We start from the raw sequence: 17,847 nt of genomic DNA, 5'->3' as shown, positions 1-17,847 counted from the left end.
ATGGACCGGCTCGTCCAGTACGCCGACCTCCTCATCTGGGTCCTCGACCCGCAGAAGTACGCCGACGCGGCCATCCACGACCGCTACATCCGGCCGATGGCGGCCTACCGCGACGTCACGCTCGTCGTGCTCAACCAGATCGACCGCATCCACTTCTCCGAGCGGGAGCGGGCGCTGGGCGACGTGCGCGCCATCCTCGACCGCGAGGGTCTGCCGGGCGTGCCGGTCCTCGGCGTCTCCGCGCACCGCGGCGACGGGGTCGACGACCTCAAGCGCGAGCTCGCGCGCCGCATCCGCGCGAAGGCCTCCGCCAAGGAGCGCCTCGCGCAGGACATCGCGGCGTCGGCGGCGGGCATCGTCACGGTCGGGGGCCGCAGCGACATCCCGGGCATCACCGACATCGACCGCCAGGCGCTCGACCTCGCGCTGCTCGACAGCGTCGGCGCACCGCAGCTCGTCGAGGCGGTGGAGGCCTCGACGCTGCGCACCGCGCGCCGCCACACCGGCTGGCCGCCGCTGCGCTGGGTCGGACGCCTGCGCAAGGACCCGCTGCGCGAGCTCGGGATCGACCCCGACGGCTCCATCGCCTCGCTCTCGCGTGCCGTGCGGCCCTCGGTCGGGCACGTCCAGCGCGCCCAGGCCGAGTCGGCCGTGCGCGAGATCTCCGAGAAGGCGGCCGTCGGCCTCGAGCGACCCTGGCGCGACGCCGTGCGCGAGGCGTCGGTGAGCACGAGCGCCGACGTCGTGCGCGAGCTCGACGAGACCGTCGACCGCATCGACCTCGGCCTGTCCCGCACGCCGTTCTGGTGGCGCGCGGTCGACGTGCTGCAGTGGATCGCGTTCGCGGCGCTCGTCGTCGGCGTCGGCTGGGGAGCGGTCGAGCTGCTCAGCGGCCTCGTGGGCTGGCAGGTGGGTGACGCGCCGGTCGTGGCAGGCACGTCGCTGCCGCTGCTGCTCCTCCTCGGCGTCGCGCCGTCGCCGAGGTCTCCGAGCAGAAGGTGGTCGCGCCGCTGCAGGCCGAGCTCGACCGCTACGAGCGCTACCGCTCGGGCATCCTGCGCGCCCTGGGCTGAGTCCGCGGACGTCGCGGACCACCGCGAGGCGCGGCACGTCGGCCGCCGTCGGTACGCTGGGTGCCCTATGGCTGACTACGTTCTCTCCCTGCGCAACGTCCGCAAGGCCCACGGCGACAAGGTCGTCCTCGACGACGTGACCCTCTCGTTCCTGCACGGCGCCAAGATCGGCGTCGTGGGGCCGAACGGCATGGGCAAGTCCTCGCTCCTGAAGCTCATGGCCGGCCTCGACCAGCCGAACAACGGCGACATCGTCCGTGACCCCGAGGCCACCGTCGGCATGCTCCAGCAGGAGCCGCCCCTCACGGAGGGCAAGACCGTCCTGGAGAACGTCGAGGAGGCGGTCTCGGAGGTCAAGGACAAGATGAAGCGCCTCGAGGAGGCGTACGCCGAGATGGGCGAGCCCGACGCCGACTACGACGCCCTCATGGCCGAGACCGGCGACCTGCAGACGTTCCTCGACAGCGTCAACGCGTGGGACCTCGACTCGCGCCTCGACCAGGCGATGGACGCGCTGCGCTGCCCGCCGCCGGACGAGCTCGTCGACCACCTCTCCGGTGGTGAGCGCCGCCGCGTGGCGCTGTGCAAGCTGCTGCTCCAGCAGCCCGACCTGCTGCTCCTCGACGAGCCCACCAACCACCTCGACGCCGAGTCGGTGCAGTGGCTCGAGGGACACCTCAAGACCTACCCGGGCGCCGTCCTGGCCGTCACCCACGACCGCTACTTCCTCGACAACGTCGCCGAGTGGATCGCCGAGGTCGACCGCGGCCGCATCCACGGCTACGAGGGCAACTACTCCACCTACCTGGAGACGAAGAAGGAGCGCCTCAAGATCGAGGGCGCGAAGGACGCCAAGCGCGCCAAGATGCTGGAGAAGGAGCTCGACTGGGTCCGCTCCAACGCCAAGGGCCGTCAGGCCAAGAGCAAGGCGCGTCTGGCCCGCTACGAGGAGCTCGCGGCCGAGGCCGAGCGCGCCCGCAAGATCGACACGAGCGAGATCAACATCCCCGCCGGTCCGCGCCTCGGCGACGTCGTGCTCGACGCGAAGAGCCTCAGCAAGGGCTTCGAGGGCCGCACGCTGTGGGACGACATCAGCTTCTCGCTGCCGCGCGCCGGCATCGTCGGCGTCGTCGGCCCGAACGGCGTCGGCAAGACCACCCTCTTCCGCATGATCACCGGCAACGAGGTGCCCGACGCAGGGACCCTCGAGGTCGGCCAGACGGTCAAGATCTCCTACGCCGACCAGAGCCGGGGCAGCATCGCCGCCGACAAGAACGTCTGGGAGGTCGTCTCCGACGGGCTCGACTTCATCAAGGTCGCGAACTTCGAGATGAACAGCCGCGCCTACGTGGCCTCCTTCGGCTTCAAGGGCGCCGACCAGCAGAAGAAGGCCGGTGTGCTGTCCGGTGGTGAGCGCAACCGCCTCAACCTCGCGCTGACCCTCAAGCAGGGCGGCAACCTGCTGCTGCTCGACGAGCCCACCAACGACCTCGACGTCGAGACCCTGTCCTCGCTCGAGGACGCGCTGCTCGACTTCCCGGGCTGCGCCGTCGTCACGTCGCACGACCGCTGGTTCCTCGACCGCATCGCCACGCACATCCTGGCGTGGGAGGGCACCGAGGACGAGCCGGGCCGCTGGTTCTGGTTCGAGGGCAACTTCGCGTCCTATGAGGAGAACAAGATCGAGCGACTCGGCGAGGAGGCGGCGCGACCGCACCGCGTCACGCACCGTCGCCTCACCCGCGACTGAGCACTCCCGTCATGCGAGACGCCGACGCCCCTTCCTGGCTCAGGAAGGGGCGTCGGTGACTCGAGGCGGGGCCCGACGTCAGAAGCCGCGACCCTCGAGGCCGGTGCGGACGGCCTCCAGGACCCGCCCGACGGCGGCGAGGTCCTCGCGGCTGCAGCGTGCGACGAGGTAGTCGTGGACGCCGCGCACGTGGGTGTGGGCGGCCTGGGCGAGCACGTCGTGGCCGTGGTCGGTGAGCACGGCGCTCACCCCGCGACCGTCGGTGCAGCTCGCGGCGCGGCGCACGATGCCGTCACGCTCGAGTCGGGCGATGGTGTGGGTGATGCGGCTGCGCGAGTGCGAGACGGCGGCCGCGAGCTCGGCCATGCGGATCGAGCGGTCCTCGGCCTCGGAGAGGCGGACGAGGATCTCGTACTCGGCCATCGAGAGGTCGTGCGCGGCGCGCAGGTCGCGGTCGAGCTGGTCGAGGAGCACCGTCGAGCCGCCGAGGTAGGAGCGCCACCACCGCTGCTGCTCGGTGTCGAGCCAGGGCGTCGTGTCCGAGTTCTCGTCGATGGGGGCGCTGGTCATGGGGCACATCCTAGGTTCGTGGCGAGGCAGTCCAGGAGAGGGTGTTGATTGAGGCTTCAACTACATGGTAGCGTCTTCCTCGTTGACGGCTCAACCACGAGCCGCACCCCGACTTCAGGAGACACCTCATGAGCATCACCACCGGCACCTGGAACCTCGACCCCACGCACACCGAGATCGGCTTCGCCGTGCGTCATATCATGAGCAAGGTCCGCGGGAAGTTCGAGACCTTCGAGGGCTCGATCGTCAGCGCCGACCCGATCAGCGACTCGAAGGTCAGCGTCGAGGTCGACCTCTCCTCGATCAACACGGGCACCGCCGACCGTGACAACCACCTGCGCTCGAGCGACTTCTTCGACACCGAGACGCACCCGAAGATGACCTTCACCAGCACCGGCGTCGTCCAGAAGTCCGACGAGTCCTTCGTCGTCAACGGCGACCTCACGATCAAGGGCGTCACCAAGCCCCTGCAGCTCGACGTCGACTTCCTCGGCGAGGGCAAGGACCCGTGGGGCGGCACGCGCGTCGGCGTCGAGGCCACCGGCGAGATCAGCCGCAAGGAGTTCGGCATCGACTTCAACATCCCGCTCGAGGGCGACAAGGTCATGATCGGCGACAAGATCACCATCACGATCAACGCGGAGGCCGTGCTCGAGGCCTGAGCTCGCACCGCACCCCTGCGCAGCGCGACTGCGACAGCACCTCTGGCGGCGTCCACCCTTTCGGGTGGGCGCCGTCAGTCGTCGTGCGCCAGGACCATCCGCAGCGCCAGGCGGGCGTGCAGCTCGGCGACGTCCTGCGGCGTCTGCGGGCCGGTGGGGGAGAACCAGCGCACGAGGTCGATGCTGAGCGACAGGATCGCCCGGGTGGTGCCGACGACGTCGTCGACGGCGAAGTCGCCCGAGGCGACGCCCGCCTCGAGCACGCGCTGCATGACGCGCTCGATGGCGCGACGCAGCGCGGCCACCTCGGAGCGGTGCTCCGGGGTCAGCGCGTCGAACTCGTACTGCACGATGCGGCCGACGCGGCTGTGCGACGCGTGCCAGGCGCTGAAGTCGTGCACGAAGCGCCGCAGACGCTCGGGCGGGGCGGCGGCGGGGTCGTCGGCGGACTCCACGACCTGCAGGGCCGAGCGGTGCCCGTCGATGCTGACCGTGAAGAGCAGCGACTCCTTGGTGTCGTGGTGGACGTAGACCGCTGCCGGGCTCATGCCGGCGCGCGCCGCGATGTCGCGGGTCGTCGTCGCCGTGAAGCCCTTCTCGGCGAACGCCTCGACGGCGGCCTCCAGGAGCCGCTCGCGCGCTGTGGCGGTCATGACATCGTCCCTTTCGTCGGTTGACAGCATGGCCCATGCCGGGCACGCTAAGCAAGCGCTTACCTACTGGCGCGTCACTTCACGTCCGAGCACGAGACACACCAGAGCACGAGGGACCCGATGGACCGCACCGTCTACACCGCCGACCACGAGGACTTCCGCGACACCTGCGCGACGTTCCTGGCCAAGAAGGTCGCCCCGCACATCGAGCAGTACATCGAGGACAAGGCCCTCCCACGCGACTTCTGGCTGGCCGCGGGCGAGCTCGGCCTCCTCGGCCTGGAGATCCCCGAGGAGTTCGGCGGCGCCGGCGCCGAGGACTTCCGCTTCAACGCCGTCTGGGCCGAGGAGCTCAGCAAGGTCAGCGCCGCCCTCGCGTCCTGCGTCGGCATCCACTCCGACATCACCGCGCCGTACATCGTCGAGCTCGGCACGCAGGAGCAGAAGGAGCGCTGGCTGCCGAAGATCGCGTCGGGCGAGTGCCTGCTGGCCATCGGCATGACCGAGCCCGGCGGCGGGTCCGACCTTGCCGCGCTGAAGACCACCGCCGTCCGCGACGGCGACGAGTGGGTCATCAACGGCTCCAAGACCTTCATCACCAACGGCTACAGCGCCGACCTCGTGGTCACCGCCGTCCGCACGTCGCCGGAGAAGGGCGCCAAGGGCATCACCCTCTTCGCCATCGAGGCCGGCGACGAGGGCTTCAGTCGCGGCCGCAAGCTCGACAAGGTCGGCCAGACCGAGTCCGACACCGCCGAGCTGTTCTTCGAGAACGTCCGCGTCGGCGACGACCGCATCATCGGCGAGCTCGACCGCGGGTTCATCCACATGATGCAGAAGCTCCCGCAGGAGCGGCTCAGCTGCGCGATCTCCAACATCGCCCACGCCAAGCAGATCCTCGTCGAGACCATCCAGTACGCCAAGGACCGCAAGGCGTTCGGCCAGGCCATCGGCAACTTCCAGTGGAACAAGTTCCTCATCGCTGAGCTCGTCACCAAGATCGAGGTCGCCGAGGCCTACCTCGACAACGCCGTCGCCGCCCACGCCGAGAAGAAGTTCAGCGCCGTCGACGCCGCCAAGGCCAAGTGGTACACCTCCGACGTCCAGAACCAGGTGCTCGACCACTGCGTCCAGATCCACGGCGGCTACGGCTTCATGAACGAGTACCGCGTGGCCCGCGCCTGGCGCGACGCCCGCGTGACCCGCATCTGGGCCGGCTCCAACGAGATCATGAAGGAGCTCATCGGCCGCGACCTCGGCCTCTGAGCGCTAGTCCCTTTGCCGCCCCAGCTGATCGCGGAGTCCCGGCACCCCTGCCGGGTCCCTCCACCGCCCCAGCTGATCGCGGGGGCACGGGCCCCGCACCTGCACGACGCCGCACCACCCCACCACCGGAAGGCAGCACCATGACCGAAGCCGTCATCGTCTCGACCGCCCGCTCGCCCATCGGCCGCGCCGTCAAGGGCTCGCTGAAGGACATGCGTCCCGACGACCTCACCGTGCAGATGGTGCAGGCCGCCCTCGAGAAGGTCCCCGGGCTCGACCCGAAGGACATCACCGACCTGCACCTCGGCGTCGGCCAGCCGGCCGGCGAGGCGGGTCACAACCTGGCGCGTGCCGTGGCCGTGCTCTCCGGCATGGACCACCTGCCCGGCGTCACCGTGAACCGCTACTGCTCGTCGTCGCTGCAGACCACCCGCATGGCGTTCCACGCCATCAAGGCCGGTGAGGGCGACGCCTACATCTCCGCCGGCGTGGAGACGGTGAGCCGCTTCCAGAACGGCTTCTCCGACCTGCCCGGCTCGGAGAACCCGCTGTTCGCCGACGCGATCGCCCGCACCGCGAAGCGCGCCGAGGGCGGTGCCGACACCTGGACGGACCCGCGCGAGGGCGGCGAGCTCCCCGACCTCTACATCGCGATGGGCCAGACGGCCGAGAACGTCGCCCAGCACCTCGGCATGAGCCGCGAGGAGCAGGACGAGTTCGGCGTGCGCAGCCAGAACCTCGCGGAGGCGGCCATCGAGTCCGGCTTCTGGGCGAAGGACATCACCCCGGTGACGCTGCCCGACGGCACCGTCGTCTCGAAGGACGACGGACCCCGCGCCGGCGTCACGCTCGAGGCCGTGAGCCAGCTCAAGCCGGTATTCCGTCCCGACGGCACCGTGACGGCCGGCAACGCGTGTCCGCTCAACGACGGTGCCGCCGCCGTGGTCATCATGAGCGACGAGAAGGCCAAGGCGCTCGGCCTGACGCCCCTCGCGCGCATCGTCTCCACCGCCGTGACCGGCCTGTCTCCGGAGATCATGGGCCTCGGCCCGGTCGAGGCCATCCCGGCCGCCCTGCGCAACGCCGGCATGGGCATCGACGACATCGACCTCTACGAGATCAACGAGGCCTTCGCGGTCCAGTCGTGGGGCTCGGCGAAGGTGCTCGGCATCCCGCTGGAGAAGCTCAACGTCAACGGCGGCGCGATCGCCGTCGGTCACCCGTTCGGCATGACCGGCGCGCGCATCACCAGCACGCTCATCAACTCCCTGCAGTGGCACGACAAGCAGTTCGGCGTCGAGTCGATGTGCGTCGGCGGCGGCATGGGCATGGCGATGGTCATCGAGCGGCTGTCCTGATGGGTCGCTTCGACGGCAAGGTCGCGATCGTCACCGGCGCGAGCCGGGGGATCGGCCTGGGCATCGCGCAGCGACTCGTCGACGACGGGGCAAAGGTGCTGGTCACGGCACGCAAGGCCGACGCGCTCAAGGAGGCCGTGGCGTCGCTCGGGGCCGACCGGGCCGCGTTCGTGGCCGGCTCGGGCGACGACGCCGCGCACCAGGAGGAGGCGGTCCGCACCGCGATCGAGCGGTTCGGTCGGCTCGACTTCCTGGTGAACAACACCGGCATCAACCCGGTGTACGGCCGCATGATCGACATCGACCTCGAGGCCGCGGCGAAGATCTTCGCGGTCAACGTGCTGTCGGCCGTCGCGTGGGCGCAGCAGGCGTACCGGCAGTGGATGGGCGAGCACGGCGGCGCGATCGTCAACGTGTCGTCGGTGGCCGGGCCGAAGCCGGCCCCGAACATCGGCATGTACGGCGCGTCGAAGTCGGCGCTCATCCACGTGACCGAGGAGCTGGCGGTCGAGCTCGGCCCCGACATCCGGGTCAACGGTGTGGCGCCGGCCGTCGTGAAGACGAAGTTCGCGAAGGCGCTCTACGACGGTCGTGAGGACGAGGTGTCGGCCCCGTACCCGCTCAAGCGACTCGGCCTGCCCGAGGACATCGCCGGCGTCGTCGGGTTCCTGCTGTCCGACGACGCGGCCTGGCTGACCGGTCAGACGATCACCGCCGACGGCGGCCTCCTGCTGACCGGCGGCGTCTGACGTCGCTGCCGTCCTCGACGACCCCGCGGCCACCTGGTGGCTGCGGGGTCGTCCGTCTGTGCCGAGGACCTGCTGCTGCGCTGCGTGACCTTCCCCGTCCATCGGTGGATCTGCAACCGCAGGAGTGCCCCTGATGTTGCTGAGGCACCGATGCGCAGGAGGTCGGCCGGTCGGTGTCGGGGCAACGACAGGAGCGTGTCTGCGGTTGCCCAGGCACCGATGGGGGGGAGGAGAAGCGGGCGGGTGGCGTGCGCCGCGTCGTGTGACACGAAGAACATGAGGAAACCCTCGGAATAAACTTGAGGTTCCTCTCACGTTTTGCGACGATGGGGGTTCCGCCCACCTGTCGCAGCGAGGTATCACGACGTGACCACCACCCCCACGAGCCCGACGAGCACCACCACCGCCACGGGAGGCCGCCGCGAGGCGCTGGTCGACCGGCTCCGAGGGGGCCAGCGCTACGCCGTGGTCGCCGGCGGGCAGGGGGAGCCGTGGCTCGAGCCGCTCGCCGCGCTCGTGCGCGACTTCGCCCTCGAGTCCGACGTCGCCGGTCTCGTCGCGCGCGCCGAGCAGCGTCTTGCGCCGGTCGCCGCCGAGCTGCTGCGCACGGGCGTCGACGTCGCGCCGCTCGCCTGGCTCGACGCGCTCGCCGTCGGCGAGTCGGCCGAGGACGACGACGCTCCTGAGGTCCCCGACGCGGCGGCGCTGCAGGCGCCCGCGGTGTCGGTGCCCGGCATCCTGCTGACCCAGCTGGCCGGCCTCGCCGCCCTCCAGCGTCAGGGCCTCGACGTCGTCGCGACGCCGCCGGTCGCCTGCGCCGGGCACTCCCAGGGCGCGTACGTGGTGGAGGCGCTGGCGGGGGCGGACCCGGCCGACCTCTACGCCCACGCGCGGCTGGCGGGCGACAATTGCTATGGCGCGGCCAAGTTCGCGCGCATCGGCGAATGGCTCGCCGATAATGCCATCACCCGCGAAGACGCGCATATCCGCGCCTATTCGGATCATGTCTCCGATCATCCGATGCTGGGCTTCGCCGACGAGGCGGTGGCGACGACGCCGTCGCGCGCGCTGAAGAAGCTGGCGCCGCAGCGGGGATGGGCCGTCGTCGACTGGCGGCAGAAGACATAGCCGGCTCGGCGGTAAGGGAGGCGCCAGCCTCCCCTGCGCTCAGACCGCGTCCAGTGCCTGCGCGAAGTCGGCGATCAGATCGTCGGCATCTTCGATCCCGATAGAGATGCGGACGAGATTGTCGGTGATGCCCAGCGCTTTCTTGCGTTCGTCGGGGACCGACAGATGCGTCATTGCCGCCGGATGGCTGGCGAGCGTTTCGGTGCCGCCGAGGCTGACCGCAAGCTTGGCGATCTTGAGCGCGTCGAGAAAACGGAAGCTCTCTTCCTCACCGCCCTTGATGAACAGCGAGAAGGTCGATCCGGCGCCGCTGCAGTGGCGGTTGAAGATGTGCTGCTGGCGCGGATCGGCGATGAAACCGAGATAGCCGAGGCCCTCGACCTTCGGATGATCGCGCAGGAAGGTACAGACCTTCAGCGCATTCTCGCCCGCCCGGCTCATGCGCAGTTCGAGCGTCTCGAGGCTGCGCAACAGCATCCACGCCGTATTGGGATCGCAGATGGTGCCGATCGTGTTCCGCATCGGCCGGATGATGTCGATCAGCCGCTGATCGCCCGCCACGCCGCCCGCGACCAGGTCCGAATGACCCCCGGCATATTTGGTCAGACTATAGACGACGAGTTCGGCGCCCTGCTTGAGCGGTTGTTGCCAGAGCGGGCCGAGGAAGGTGTTGTCGATCGCGATCGCGGGCTTGTGGTCGCCGGGGAAGGCGGCATCGCGTGCGCCGCGCACCGCCTCGACATCGACGAGCGCGTTCGTCGGGTTCGCTGGGCTTTCGAGATAGACGAGAGCGACCTTGCCGCCCTTTTCGTCGGCGAGCGCCTGGGCGCGGGCGAGCACGTCGTCGATCTGCTCGCGCGTCGCGCCTGCCGGAAAATCGACGAAGCCGACGCCGAAGCGCGAGAGGATGCGCGCGATCAGCGTCTCGGTCGCGGCATAGAGCGGCCCCGAATGGACGACCACGTCATTCTGTCCGACGAGCGCCAGCATCAGCGTCGCGATCGCCGACATCCCGCTCGAAAAGACGAGCGCATCGTCGGCGCCGTCCCACAGCGCGAGCCGATCTTCGACGATCTCCTGATTGGGGCCGTTGAAGCGCGAATAGACAAGGCCATCGGCGGGCCCCTGTCGTTTGCCGGTGATATGTTCGAAGAAGCGCTTGCCCGCCGCTGCGCTTTCGAACGCGAAGGTCGAGGTCAGGAAGATCGCCGGCTTCAGCGCGCCTTCGGACAGAAAGGGGTCATAGCCATGCCCCATCATCTGCGTCGCGGGGGTCAGCTTCTTGCCGCCGACTGCTTCGATATTCGCCTTGTTCTTGCCGCGCGTGGCCATGACATGCTCCTGAAAATGATCACGCAGCTATAGCAAGGCTGGTTACGATTGAAACCGGTTCGCGGTCAGCCGGGTCAGGCAAGCGCGGCGATGGCCCAGATAATGCCGATCAGCAGCGGTACGCCGAGCAGATCGAGCGCCAGCCCCGCCTTGAGCATACGCGGCAGAGCGATGTTGCCCGTCGCCCAGGCAAGCGCGTTGGGGCCCGTTCCCGATGGCAGCATGAAGCCCCAGCTTGCCGCCATCGCGACCGGCAGGGCAAGGAGGACGGGATCAGTGCCGGTCGCCGCGATCAGCGCGGCGAGCACGGGCATGATGCCGCTCGCCGTTGCGACATTGCTGGCGAATTCGGTGATCAGGATCGTCAGCGCGACAATCACCGCCGCAAGGAGGATCGTCGGGATCGAACCGAGCGGTGCGAGAACCGCGCCCAGCCAGGCGGCAAGTCCGCTCTCGGTGATTGCGGCAGCGAGGGCAAGCCCGCCACCGAACATCATGATGACGCCCCAGGGCGCGCGATCGGCTTCCTTCCAGACGAGCAGCGGCCGGCCGGTACCGTCGGGCACGACGAACAGCAGCAGGCTGCCCGCCACCGCGACGGTGCCGTCGGTCAGCGCGCCCTTCGGGAACAGCGGTTCGAGCCAGGGCTGCATCACCCAGGCGATCAGCACGAGCAGAAACACGGGCACGACGCGCCGCTCGGCGGTCGACCAGATTGCCTGGTTGCCGAGCGCGGCCGCCGCCGCGCGCCCGTCGAACGGATGCTCGGCAAGCCGCTGCACCCGCGCAAGGACGATCATCGCAAAGGGCACCGACACAAGCACCACCGGCACGCCATAAATCGCCCAGTCGAGGAAGGAGATGTGCAGCCCGAGCGTCCGCTCGATCAGGCCCGCGGCGATGGCGTTGGTCGGGCTGCCGACCAATGTGCCCAGTCCGCCGAGCGAAGCGGCGAAGGCAATCCCCATCATCACGGCGCCGGGGAAACCCTCGGTATCGCCCTCGCGGGCGCCGGCGGCTCCGACGACCGCCAGCGCGATCGGCACCATGATGAGCGCGGTCGACGTGTTGGAAATGAACATGCTGAGCAGCGCGGTCGCCGCCATGAAAGCGAAGAGCAGCCCGGTCGCGGTCGGCGACGCGCGCTTGAGCAGCGCCAGTGCGAGCCGGCGGTGCAGCCCGACGCGCTCGATCGCGAGTGCGAGGAAGGCACCGCCCAGGATCAGAAACAGGATCGGCGAATAATATTCCTTGGCGATGGCATTGGCGTCCATCACCCCGAAGGCCGGGACGGTCAGGAAGGGAAGGAGTGCGGTGACGGTCAGCGGCATCGCTTCGGTCATCCACCAGATTGCCATCAGGACGGTCAGCGCCGCAACGCGCCACGCCGTCGGTTCCATGCCCGCGGGGGCCGGCAGCGCCAGCATCGCGACGAAAGCCAGCAAGCCGCCGATCAGCCCGAGCAGGCGCGTGCGCGTCATCCGTCCCCCAATCCGATCACCGAAAGCTGCCGGCCATAGCTGTTCTCGCTTTTATGGCAGGCGCGGCGATAGCTGAAATATTCCTCTGCTTCGGCGTAGGTGTCCTGCCCGCCGATGGCAACCTTGGCGACGCCCGCGGCCGCGAGGCGCGCCGCGACATAGGCGGCGATGTCGAACATAGCGTGTCCCGGCTTGCCGGCCGCGAAGAAGCGTTCGTTGGCGGGATCGTCGGTGACGAAGCGCTGCACGAAGCCGTCATCGACCTCATAGGACGCGCGGCCGATGCAGGGGCCGATCGCCGCGACGACATCGCTGCGCCGCGCGCCGAGGCTTTCCATTGCGTCGAGCGCCGCGTCGGTGATCCCGGCGATCGCGCCTTTCCACCCGGCATGCGCCGCCGCGACGACCCCCACCGAGCGATCGGCAAACAGCACCGGGACGCAATCGGCGGTGAGGATGCCGAGCAATATGCCCGGCGTGCGCGTCGCCAGCGCGTCGGCTTCGGGCCGGGCGGCAAGGTCGCTGTCCGCATCGACGATGTGGCAGCGATTGCCATGCACCTGATAAAGCCCCGTCAGCGCGGCGCCCGGCAGCACGGCGGCGCCGACGCGGCGGCGATTTTCCGCAATCAGCGCGGCATCGTCGCCCGATCCCACGCCGCAGTTGAGCGAGGCAAGCTCGCCGGTCGACACGCCGCCGCGCCGTCCGAAAAATCCGTGCGCGACCCCGGCGAGCGGGGCGGCGGTGGTGAAAGGCGGGGTCACAGGTCGAGCCTCCAGATCCGGTCTTCGTCGATATGGTTGCCGACGCGGAATGCGTTGCGGCCGACATCGACGAAGCCATAGCGGCGGTAAAAAGCCTGCGCGCGCGGGTTCTCGGTGAAGACCGACAGATAGAGGATCGATGCCCTTTGGCGCGCCCAGTCGATGCCCCATTGCATCAGCGCCGCGGCAACGCCCGTCCCTTTGGCTTCGGCGGCGACATAAAGCTGGTGGAGTTCGGTCGCGCCCTCCGCCGGCTGCCCCTCGGGCAGATCGAAATCGATGGGACCAAGCTTGGTATAGCCGAGGGGATCATAGATGTGGCCGAAGGTCTGCACGAAGGCGGCTTCGGCAAAGCGCGACAGCGCGTCGGCGTCGGCGGCGGTCGCGAGCGTGACGTCGGTCATGCAATCTCTCCCGAACTATCGAATCCGGCGGGCTGCGGCCAGCCGGCGCCGGTCAGCGCCATCGCCTGGAACAATGTTCCCATCTGATCGGCTGCGACCAGCCGGTCGCGCTGTCCCTGCAAATCGGCCGCGCGTTCGGGCGAGGCAGCGACCAGCGTCTGCAAGCGGGCGTCAATGCCCATTGCCTGTAACCAGACGCCCTGATCAACGGGGCCGAAGACGTTCGTGCCGGGGCGCCGCGCGGCATGGGCAAGCGCCGCGAAGTCGACATGGGCGGTCAGGTCGACCTCGCCCGGATCGGCGAAGGGATCGGCGAAACGATGCGCCTTTACCGCCTGCAGCGTGTCGCCGGTGGCGGGGCCGCAATAGCCATAGTCGATCGCGAGCATTGCGCCGCCCTGCCGTGCGAGCCGTGCGCTGCACTGATGCATCACCGCGGCGGCGGCAGGCGCGGTTTCGACGATCGTGCCTTCGGCGCGGTCGCGCAGCGCCGGCGGTATGGCCTCGTCCGCGGGAACCGTGTCCGGAGCAGCGGTTATGCCGTTGCCCCCACGCACGACGATGCGCTCGCGCCAGCCGTCCTTCGTTGCCACATATTGATGGACGGGCAGCGCGTCGAAAAATTCATTGGCGATGACGATCAACGGCAGGTCGTCCGGCAGGCTGTCGATCTCGTCATGATGCTCTGCGTCCGGCAGGCGCGCCGACTGCGCCGCGCGCAGCGCCGGGCTCGTCTCGACGAGATGGAGTCCCTGCGGCTTGCAGTCGAAGCGGGCGGCGGTGCGCAGCGCGTCGGCGGCGAGTGTGCCGCGCCCCGGCCCCAATTCGACATAATGAAAGGCGGGGCCGCCCGCACGGGTCCACAGGTCGGCGATCCAGACGCCGACCATTTCGCCGAACATCTGGCTGATTTCGGGCGCCGTGGTGAAATCGCCCGCGGCGCCGAGCGGGTCGCGCGTCGCGTAATAATGCGCGTTCGCCGCCGCCATATAGTCGGCGACCGTCACCGTTCGCGCCGCGGCAATTTCCCTCATCAAATCGTCGGGGGTCGGCGGTCCGTCAGGCAACGCTGTCGGACCCCGCGACGGGTTCGACGCGCTTGCGCCGACCCTTGGCGGTCGCGACGAGCCATATGCCGGCGAGCAGCATCGGCACGGTCAACCACTGGCCCATCGACAGGCCGGTCATATCGACGACCCACTGGCGCTGAACATCGGGTTCGCGGAAATATTCGACGACGAAGAACCAGGCGAGCACCGCCATCATGACGATGCCTTCCAGTCCCGCTTCGTAAAGCTGGCTGGGATGCCGCGGGTCCATCGTGCCGCTTTCGGGAAAGATGATCGCCCACGGCACCGTCGTGGCGCGGCCCCAAAGTTCGCCATTCACGAAATTGGCGAGGCGGCCGAAGAAGAGGCCGAAAGGCACGACGCACGCGACATAGTCGCAGAAGCGCAGAAAGCTGAGCTTCTCCTTGCGCGTTACATACCAGATCGCGACCAGCACGCCGAGTACGCCGCCGTGCAGCGACATGCCGCCGTCCCAGAGGCGGAAGACTGCGGCGGGATCGCGGATATAGGATTCCAGATTGTAGAACAGGACATAGCCGATGCGTCCGCCCAGGATGATTCCGAGCATTGCATAGAAGATCATGTCGTCGGCGTGACGGCGCGCCATCGGCGAGCCCGGCTGGTCGATCAGCTTGGTAAGATACCAATAGCCGACGAAAATGCCCGCGAGATAGGCGAGGGCGTACCAACGGATCGGAAGCCCGAATACCGAAAAGGCAATCGCGCTATTGTCTCCCATCAGGTCATGGAAGTTCACATATTGCGTTGCTTCGGCTAGGGTTGCAAAAAGAAACATATATTCTCGGAACCTTCCCCAGGAGAGGGCTTCCCCATAAGGGGTAAGCGCCACGAGACCAAGAGGAGAGATACAGGATGCCATCCGCGCTCGATCTGCGCCTGGACGCCGCATATGAACTGATCACCGGCCCCGGCGGGCCGATCCAGGTCGGATCCATCGAAAAGGACGGGCGTTCGCTGCCCTTCATCACCAATGCGCCGACGAATCTGGGCGACTATGTTGCGTTTTTTTGTGCGCAGCATGGCGACGCCACCTTTCTGGTCGAAGGCGATGAAAGGCTGAGCTTCAAACAGGTCTATGCCGCCGCGCGGAAAGTTGCGGCGGGACTGATCGAAACGCACGGCGTCGCGCGCGGCGACCGTGTCGGGCTGGCGATGCGCAATGCCAATGCCTGGTGCGTCAGCTACCTCGGCATCCTGCTCGCGGGCGGCTGCGCGACCCTGCTCAACGGCTGGTGGCAGGGCGGCGAGCTGGCGGCGGGGATCGAGGATGCGGAGGCGAAGCTGGTAATCGCCGATCCGCAGCGCGCGGCGCGGCTGGCCGAACCCGGCGTGACGCACAGTGCCAAGGTCGTGACGCTCGACATCACGCGCCCGATCGCCGAAGCGATCGCGCCGGTCAGCGGCAGCGCCGACACCGCCTTGCCCGTGCTCACCGGCGACGATCTGGCGACGATTCTCTTCACCTCGGGTTCGACGGGTCAGTCGAAGGGCGCCTATTCGCGTCACCGTTCGGTGGTCCAGGCGATCTTCAACTATGTCACCCAGACCGCGAGCATCGTCCATCTTCTGACCGAAGACGGGCAGATGTCCGATATTCAGCCCGCGACGCTGATCTGCACCCCGCTGTTCCACGTCACCGCCGAAATCCCCGTGTTCCTGCAAAGCTTCGCGCTCGGCCGGAAACTCGTACTGATGCCGAAGTGGAATGCCGAAGAGGCGATGCGGCTGATCCAGGACGAACAGGTCAATTATTTCGTCGGCGTGCCGCTGATGAGCTACGAGATTCTCGTCCATCCGAACCGCAAGAATTACGATCTGTCGACGTGCAAAAGCTACGCCGGCGGCGGGGCACCGCGCCCGCCCGAACATGTGAAGCGCCTGGCGACCGAAATGGGCGAAGGCAAGCCGCTGCTCGGCTATGGCCTTACCGAAACCAACGCCGTGGGCTGCGGCATCATCAACGAAAATTACGTCGAAAAGCCGCTTTCGACCGGCCCGGCGTCGAAACCGCTCGTCGATCTCGCGATCCTCGACGACAATGGCGCGGCGCTCGCGCAGGGACAGGTCGGCGAAGTGTGCATCCGGTCGATCTGCAATTTCGAAGGCTATTGGAACAATCCGGCGGCGACCAAGGCGGCCTTTTTCGACAATGGCTATTTCCGCACCGGCGACCTCGGCTATCTCGATGCCGACGGCTATCTGTTCATCGTCGATCGCAAGAAGGACATCATCATCCGCGGCGGCGAGAATATCAGCTGTCAGGAGGTCGAGGCGGCGATCTACGAACATGCCGACGTCAATGAATGTGCGGTGTTCGGCCTGCCCGACGAGCGGCTGGGCGAAGTAGTCGGCGCTGTCGTGTGGCTGAAACCCGAGAGCAGCGTCGATGCAAACGAACTGACGGCCTTCCTGCAGGAGCGGCTGGCGGCGTTCAAGGTGCCCTATCGCATCTGGATGGCGACCGATGCGCTGCCGAAGCTGGGCAGCGAAAAGATCGACAAGGTCAGCCTGCGCAACAAATATCGCGAGGAATTTGCGGCTCAGCCCGCGGCATGATCGCAACGACAGCGTAACCGGAGAGGGAGCGGGAGCGAATGAGGGATATGGAAGAGGACCAGTCCCCCGTCGCCCCCGCGGCCGCCCCGCCGCCGCGCGTCTATCGCCATCGGCTGCCGACGCGGCTTTGGCACTGGATCAACGCCGCGACGCTGCTCGTCATGCTGATGAGCGGGCTGATGATCTTCAACGCGCACCCGCGCCTCTACTGGGGGCAATATGGCGCAAACTACGACCAGCCGTGGCTGTCGATCGGGTCGAAGGCGAATCGCGGCTACCTCCGCATTGCCGCTGTCGAGATCGATACGACGGGTGTGCTTGGCCGCTGGACCGACGCCAATGGCGCGACGAAGACCTGGGCCTTTCCGGGCTGGGCGACGATTCCCACCAGCTACAGCCTTGCCGACGGGCGGCGCTGGCACCTCTTCTTCGCCTGGGTGCTGGCGATCAGCCTGACGCTCTATATGCTGTGGACCGTGATCGGCGGGCATTTGCGCAAGGATCTGCACGTCCGGCGCCCCGAATGGTCGCCGGGGCATATTTGGCAGGATATCAAGGATCACGCCCGGCTGCGCTTTCCGACGGGCGAAGCGGCGGCGCGGTACAATATCCTGCAAAAGCTCAGCTATATCGGCGTGATCTTCGTGCTGCTGCCGCTGATGATCGCGACCGGGCTGACGATGTCGCCGGGGATGAACGCCGCGGCGCCGTGGCTGCTCGACCTGTTCGGCGGGCGCCAGTCGGCGCGCTCGATCCATTTCATCCTTGCCTGGGCACTCGTTGCGTTCTTCCTCGTCCATATCGCGATGGTGCTGCTTGCGGGACCGGTCAACGAACTGCGATCGATGCTTACGGGCTGGTTTCGTCTGCCGGCCGACAAGCCTCGCGCGGGAGAAGACGCGTGAACGGCCTGATCCTGCCGCGACGCGAACTGATCGTCCGCGCGGGCGGCATGGCAGCCGCGCTGCCGCTGCTCGCCGCGTGCGATCGGGTCAACGAGGCGCCCGCGG

Annotated in this window: 16 protein-coding genes; 8 read left to right on the top strand and 8 right to left on the bottom strand. The window is 68.1% G+C overall.

Going from position 1 to position 17,847, the window contains the following annotated elements:
* Positions 1–1,140 precede the first annotated feature (1,140 nt).
* On the top strand, positions 1,141–2,823 hold the full coding sequence (gene ettA, locus A6Q79_RS16615; RefSeq protein WP_067855106.1) for an energy-dependent translational throttle protein EttA: 1,683 nt from the start codon (positions 1,141–1,143) through the stop codon (positions 2,821–2,823).
* A 78-nt stretch (positions 2,824–2,901) separates the two neighbouring features.
* On the opposite strand, the gene A6Q79_RS16610 is transcribed toward ettA, so the two are convergent.
* Entirely contained in the window at positions 2,902–3,393 is a 492-nt protein-coding gene (locus A6Q79_RS16610; protein WP_286689791.1) for a MarR family winged helix-turn-helix transcriptional regulator, read from the bottom strand.
* 128 nt (positions 3,394–3,521) lie between these two features.
* Here A6Q79_RS16610 and A6Q79_RS16605 point away from each other — a divergent pair, with 128 nt between their 5' ends.
* Positions 3,522–4,055, top strand: a complete 534-nt coding sequence (locus tag A6Q79_RS16605; RefSeq protein WP_067855111.1) for a YceI family protein — start codon at positions 3,522–3,524, stop codon at positions 4,053–4,055.
* Between the two features lie 74 nt (positions 4,056–4,129).
* Here the strand turns inward: A6Q79_RS16605 and A6Q79_RS16600 are convergent, their stop codons facing one another.
* Entirely contained in the window at positions 4,130–4,708 is a 579-nt protein-coding gene (locus A6Q79_RS16600) for a TetR/AcrR family transcriptional regulator (RefSeq protein ID WP_144433659.1), read from the bottom strand.
* A gap of 120 nt (positions 4,709–4,828) precedes the next feature.
* Here A6Q79_RS16600 and A6Q79_RS16595 point away from each other — a divergent pair, with 120 nt between their 5' ends.
* From A6Q79_RS16595 to A6Q79_RS16580, 4 genes are all read left to right on the top strand, one after another.
* Positions 4,829–5,974, top strand: a complete 1,146-nt coding sequence (locus tag A6Q79_RS16595; protein ID WP_286689790.1) for an acyl-CoA dehydrogenase family protein — start codon at positions 4,829–4,831, stop codon at positions 5,972–5,974.
* Positions 5,975–6,114: 140 nt separating this feature from the next.
* Positions 6,115–7,332 carry an acetyl-CoA C-acetyltransferase gene (locus tag A6Q79_RS16590; RefSeq protein ID WP_286689789.1) on the top strand — a complete coding sequence of 406 codons (1,218 nt, stop codon included), beginning with the start codon at positions 6,115–6,117 and terminating at the stop codon, positions 7,330–7,332.
* The gene (locus A6Q79_RS16585; RefSeq protein WP_286689788.1) at positions 7,332–8,081 is read left to right on the top strand and encodes an SDR family oxidoreductase; all 750 of its coding nucleotides are present in this window, start codon (positions 7,332–7,334) and stop codon (positions 8,079–8,081) included. Before A6Q79_RS16590 ends, A6Q79_RS16585 begins: the two co-directional genes overlap by 1 nt.
* Before the next feature lie 366 nt (positions 8,082–8,447).
* A complete protein-coding gene (locus tag A6Q79_RS16580; protein WP_317698810.1) occupies positions 8,448–9,209 on the top strand; it encodes a haloacid dehalogenase-like hydrolase in 762 nt (253 codons plus the stop codon).
* A gap of 39 nt (positions 9,210–9,248) precedes the next feature.
* Here A6Q79_RS16580 and A6Q79_RS16575 read toward each other — a convergent pair whose 3' ends face one another.
* From A6Q79_RS16575 to lgt, 6 genes are all read right to left on the bottom strand, one after another.
* Positions 9,249–10,541, bottom strand: coding sequence for a cystathionine gamma-synthase family protein (locus tag A6Q79_RS16575; RefSeq protein WP_288986966.1), 1,293 nt, complete (start codon positions 10,539–10,541; stop codon positions 9,249–9,251).
* A gap of 74 nt (positions 10,542–10,615) precedes the next feature.
* Positions 10,616–12,022, bottom strand: coding sequence for a DASS family sodium-coupled anion symporter (locus A6Q79_RS16570; protein WP_058812904.1), 1,407 nt, complete (start codon positions 12,020–12,022; stop codon positions 10,616–10,618).
* The gene (pgeF, locus tag A6Q79_RS16565; RefSeq protein WP_317698809.1) at positions 12,019–12,786 is read right to left on the bottom strand and encodes a peptidoglycan editing factor PgeF; all 768 of its coding nucleotides are present in this window, start codon (positions 12,784–12,786) and stop codon (positions 12,019–12,021) included. Before pgeF ends, A6Q79_RS16570 begins: the two co-directional genes overlap by 4 nt.
* On the bottom strand, positions 12,783–13,190 hold the full coding sequence (locus A6Q79_RS16560) for a GNAT family N-acetyltransferase (protein ID WP_317698808.1): 408 nt from the start codon (positions 13,188–13,190) through the stop codon (positions 12,783–12,785). Before A6Q79_RS16560 ends, pgeF begins: the two co-directional genes overlap by 4 nt.
* Positions 13,187–14,224: an SAM-dependent methyltransferase gene (locus A6Q79_RS16555; RefSeq protein ID WP_317698807.1), complete on the bottom strand. Its 1,038-nt coding sequence runs from the start codon at positions 14,222–14,224 to the stop codon at positions 13,187–13,189. The genes A6Q79_RS16560 and A6Q79_RS16555 overlap by 4 nt, the downstream gene beginning before the upstream one ends.
* 25 nt (positions 14,225–14,249) lie before the next feature.
* On the bottom strand, positions 14,250–14,999 hold the full coding sequence (lgt, locus tag A6Q79_RS16550; RefSeq protein WP_317698806.1) for a prolipoprotein diacylglyceryl transferase: 750 nt from the start codon (positions 14,997–14,999) through the stop codon (positions 14,250–14,252).
* A gap of 134 nt (positions 15,000–15,133) precedes the next feature.
* Between lgt and A6Q79_RS16545 the strand changes: the two genes are divergently transcribed.
* On the top strand, positions 15,134–16,837 hold the full coding sequence (locus A6Q79_RS16545; RefSeq protein WP_317698805.1) for a class I adenylate-forming enzyme family protein: 1,704 nt from the start codon (positions 15,134–15,136) through the stop codon (positions 16,835–16,837).
* A gap of 47 nt (positions 16,838–16,884) precedes the next feature.
* Positions 16,885–17,742 (top strand): cytochrome b/b6 domain-containing protein, encoded by an 858-nt coding sequence (locus tag A6Q79_RS16540; RefSeq protein WP_288986980.1) that lies wholly within the window; start codon positions 16,885–16,887, stop codon positions 17,740–17,742.
* Positions 17,743–17,847: the final 105 nt, after the last annotated feature.

The sequence above is a fragment of the Aeromicrobium sp. REDSEA-S32_B7 genome, assembly GCF_001626145.1.
GTDB lineage: Bacteria > Actinomycetota > Actinomycetes > Propionibacteriales > Nocardioidaceae > Aeromicrobium > Aeromicrobium erythreum.
This window is presented reverse-complemented; position numbering and strand designations above follow the sequence as displayed.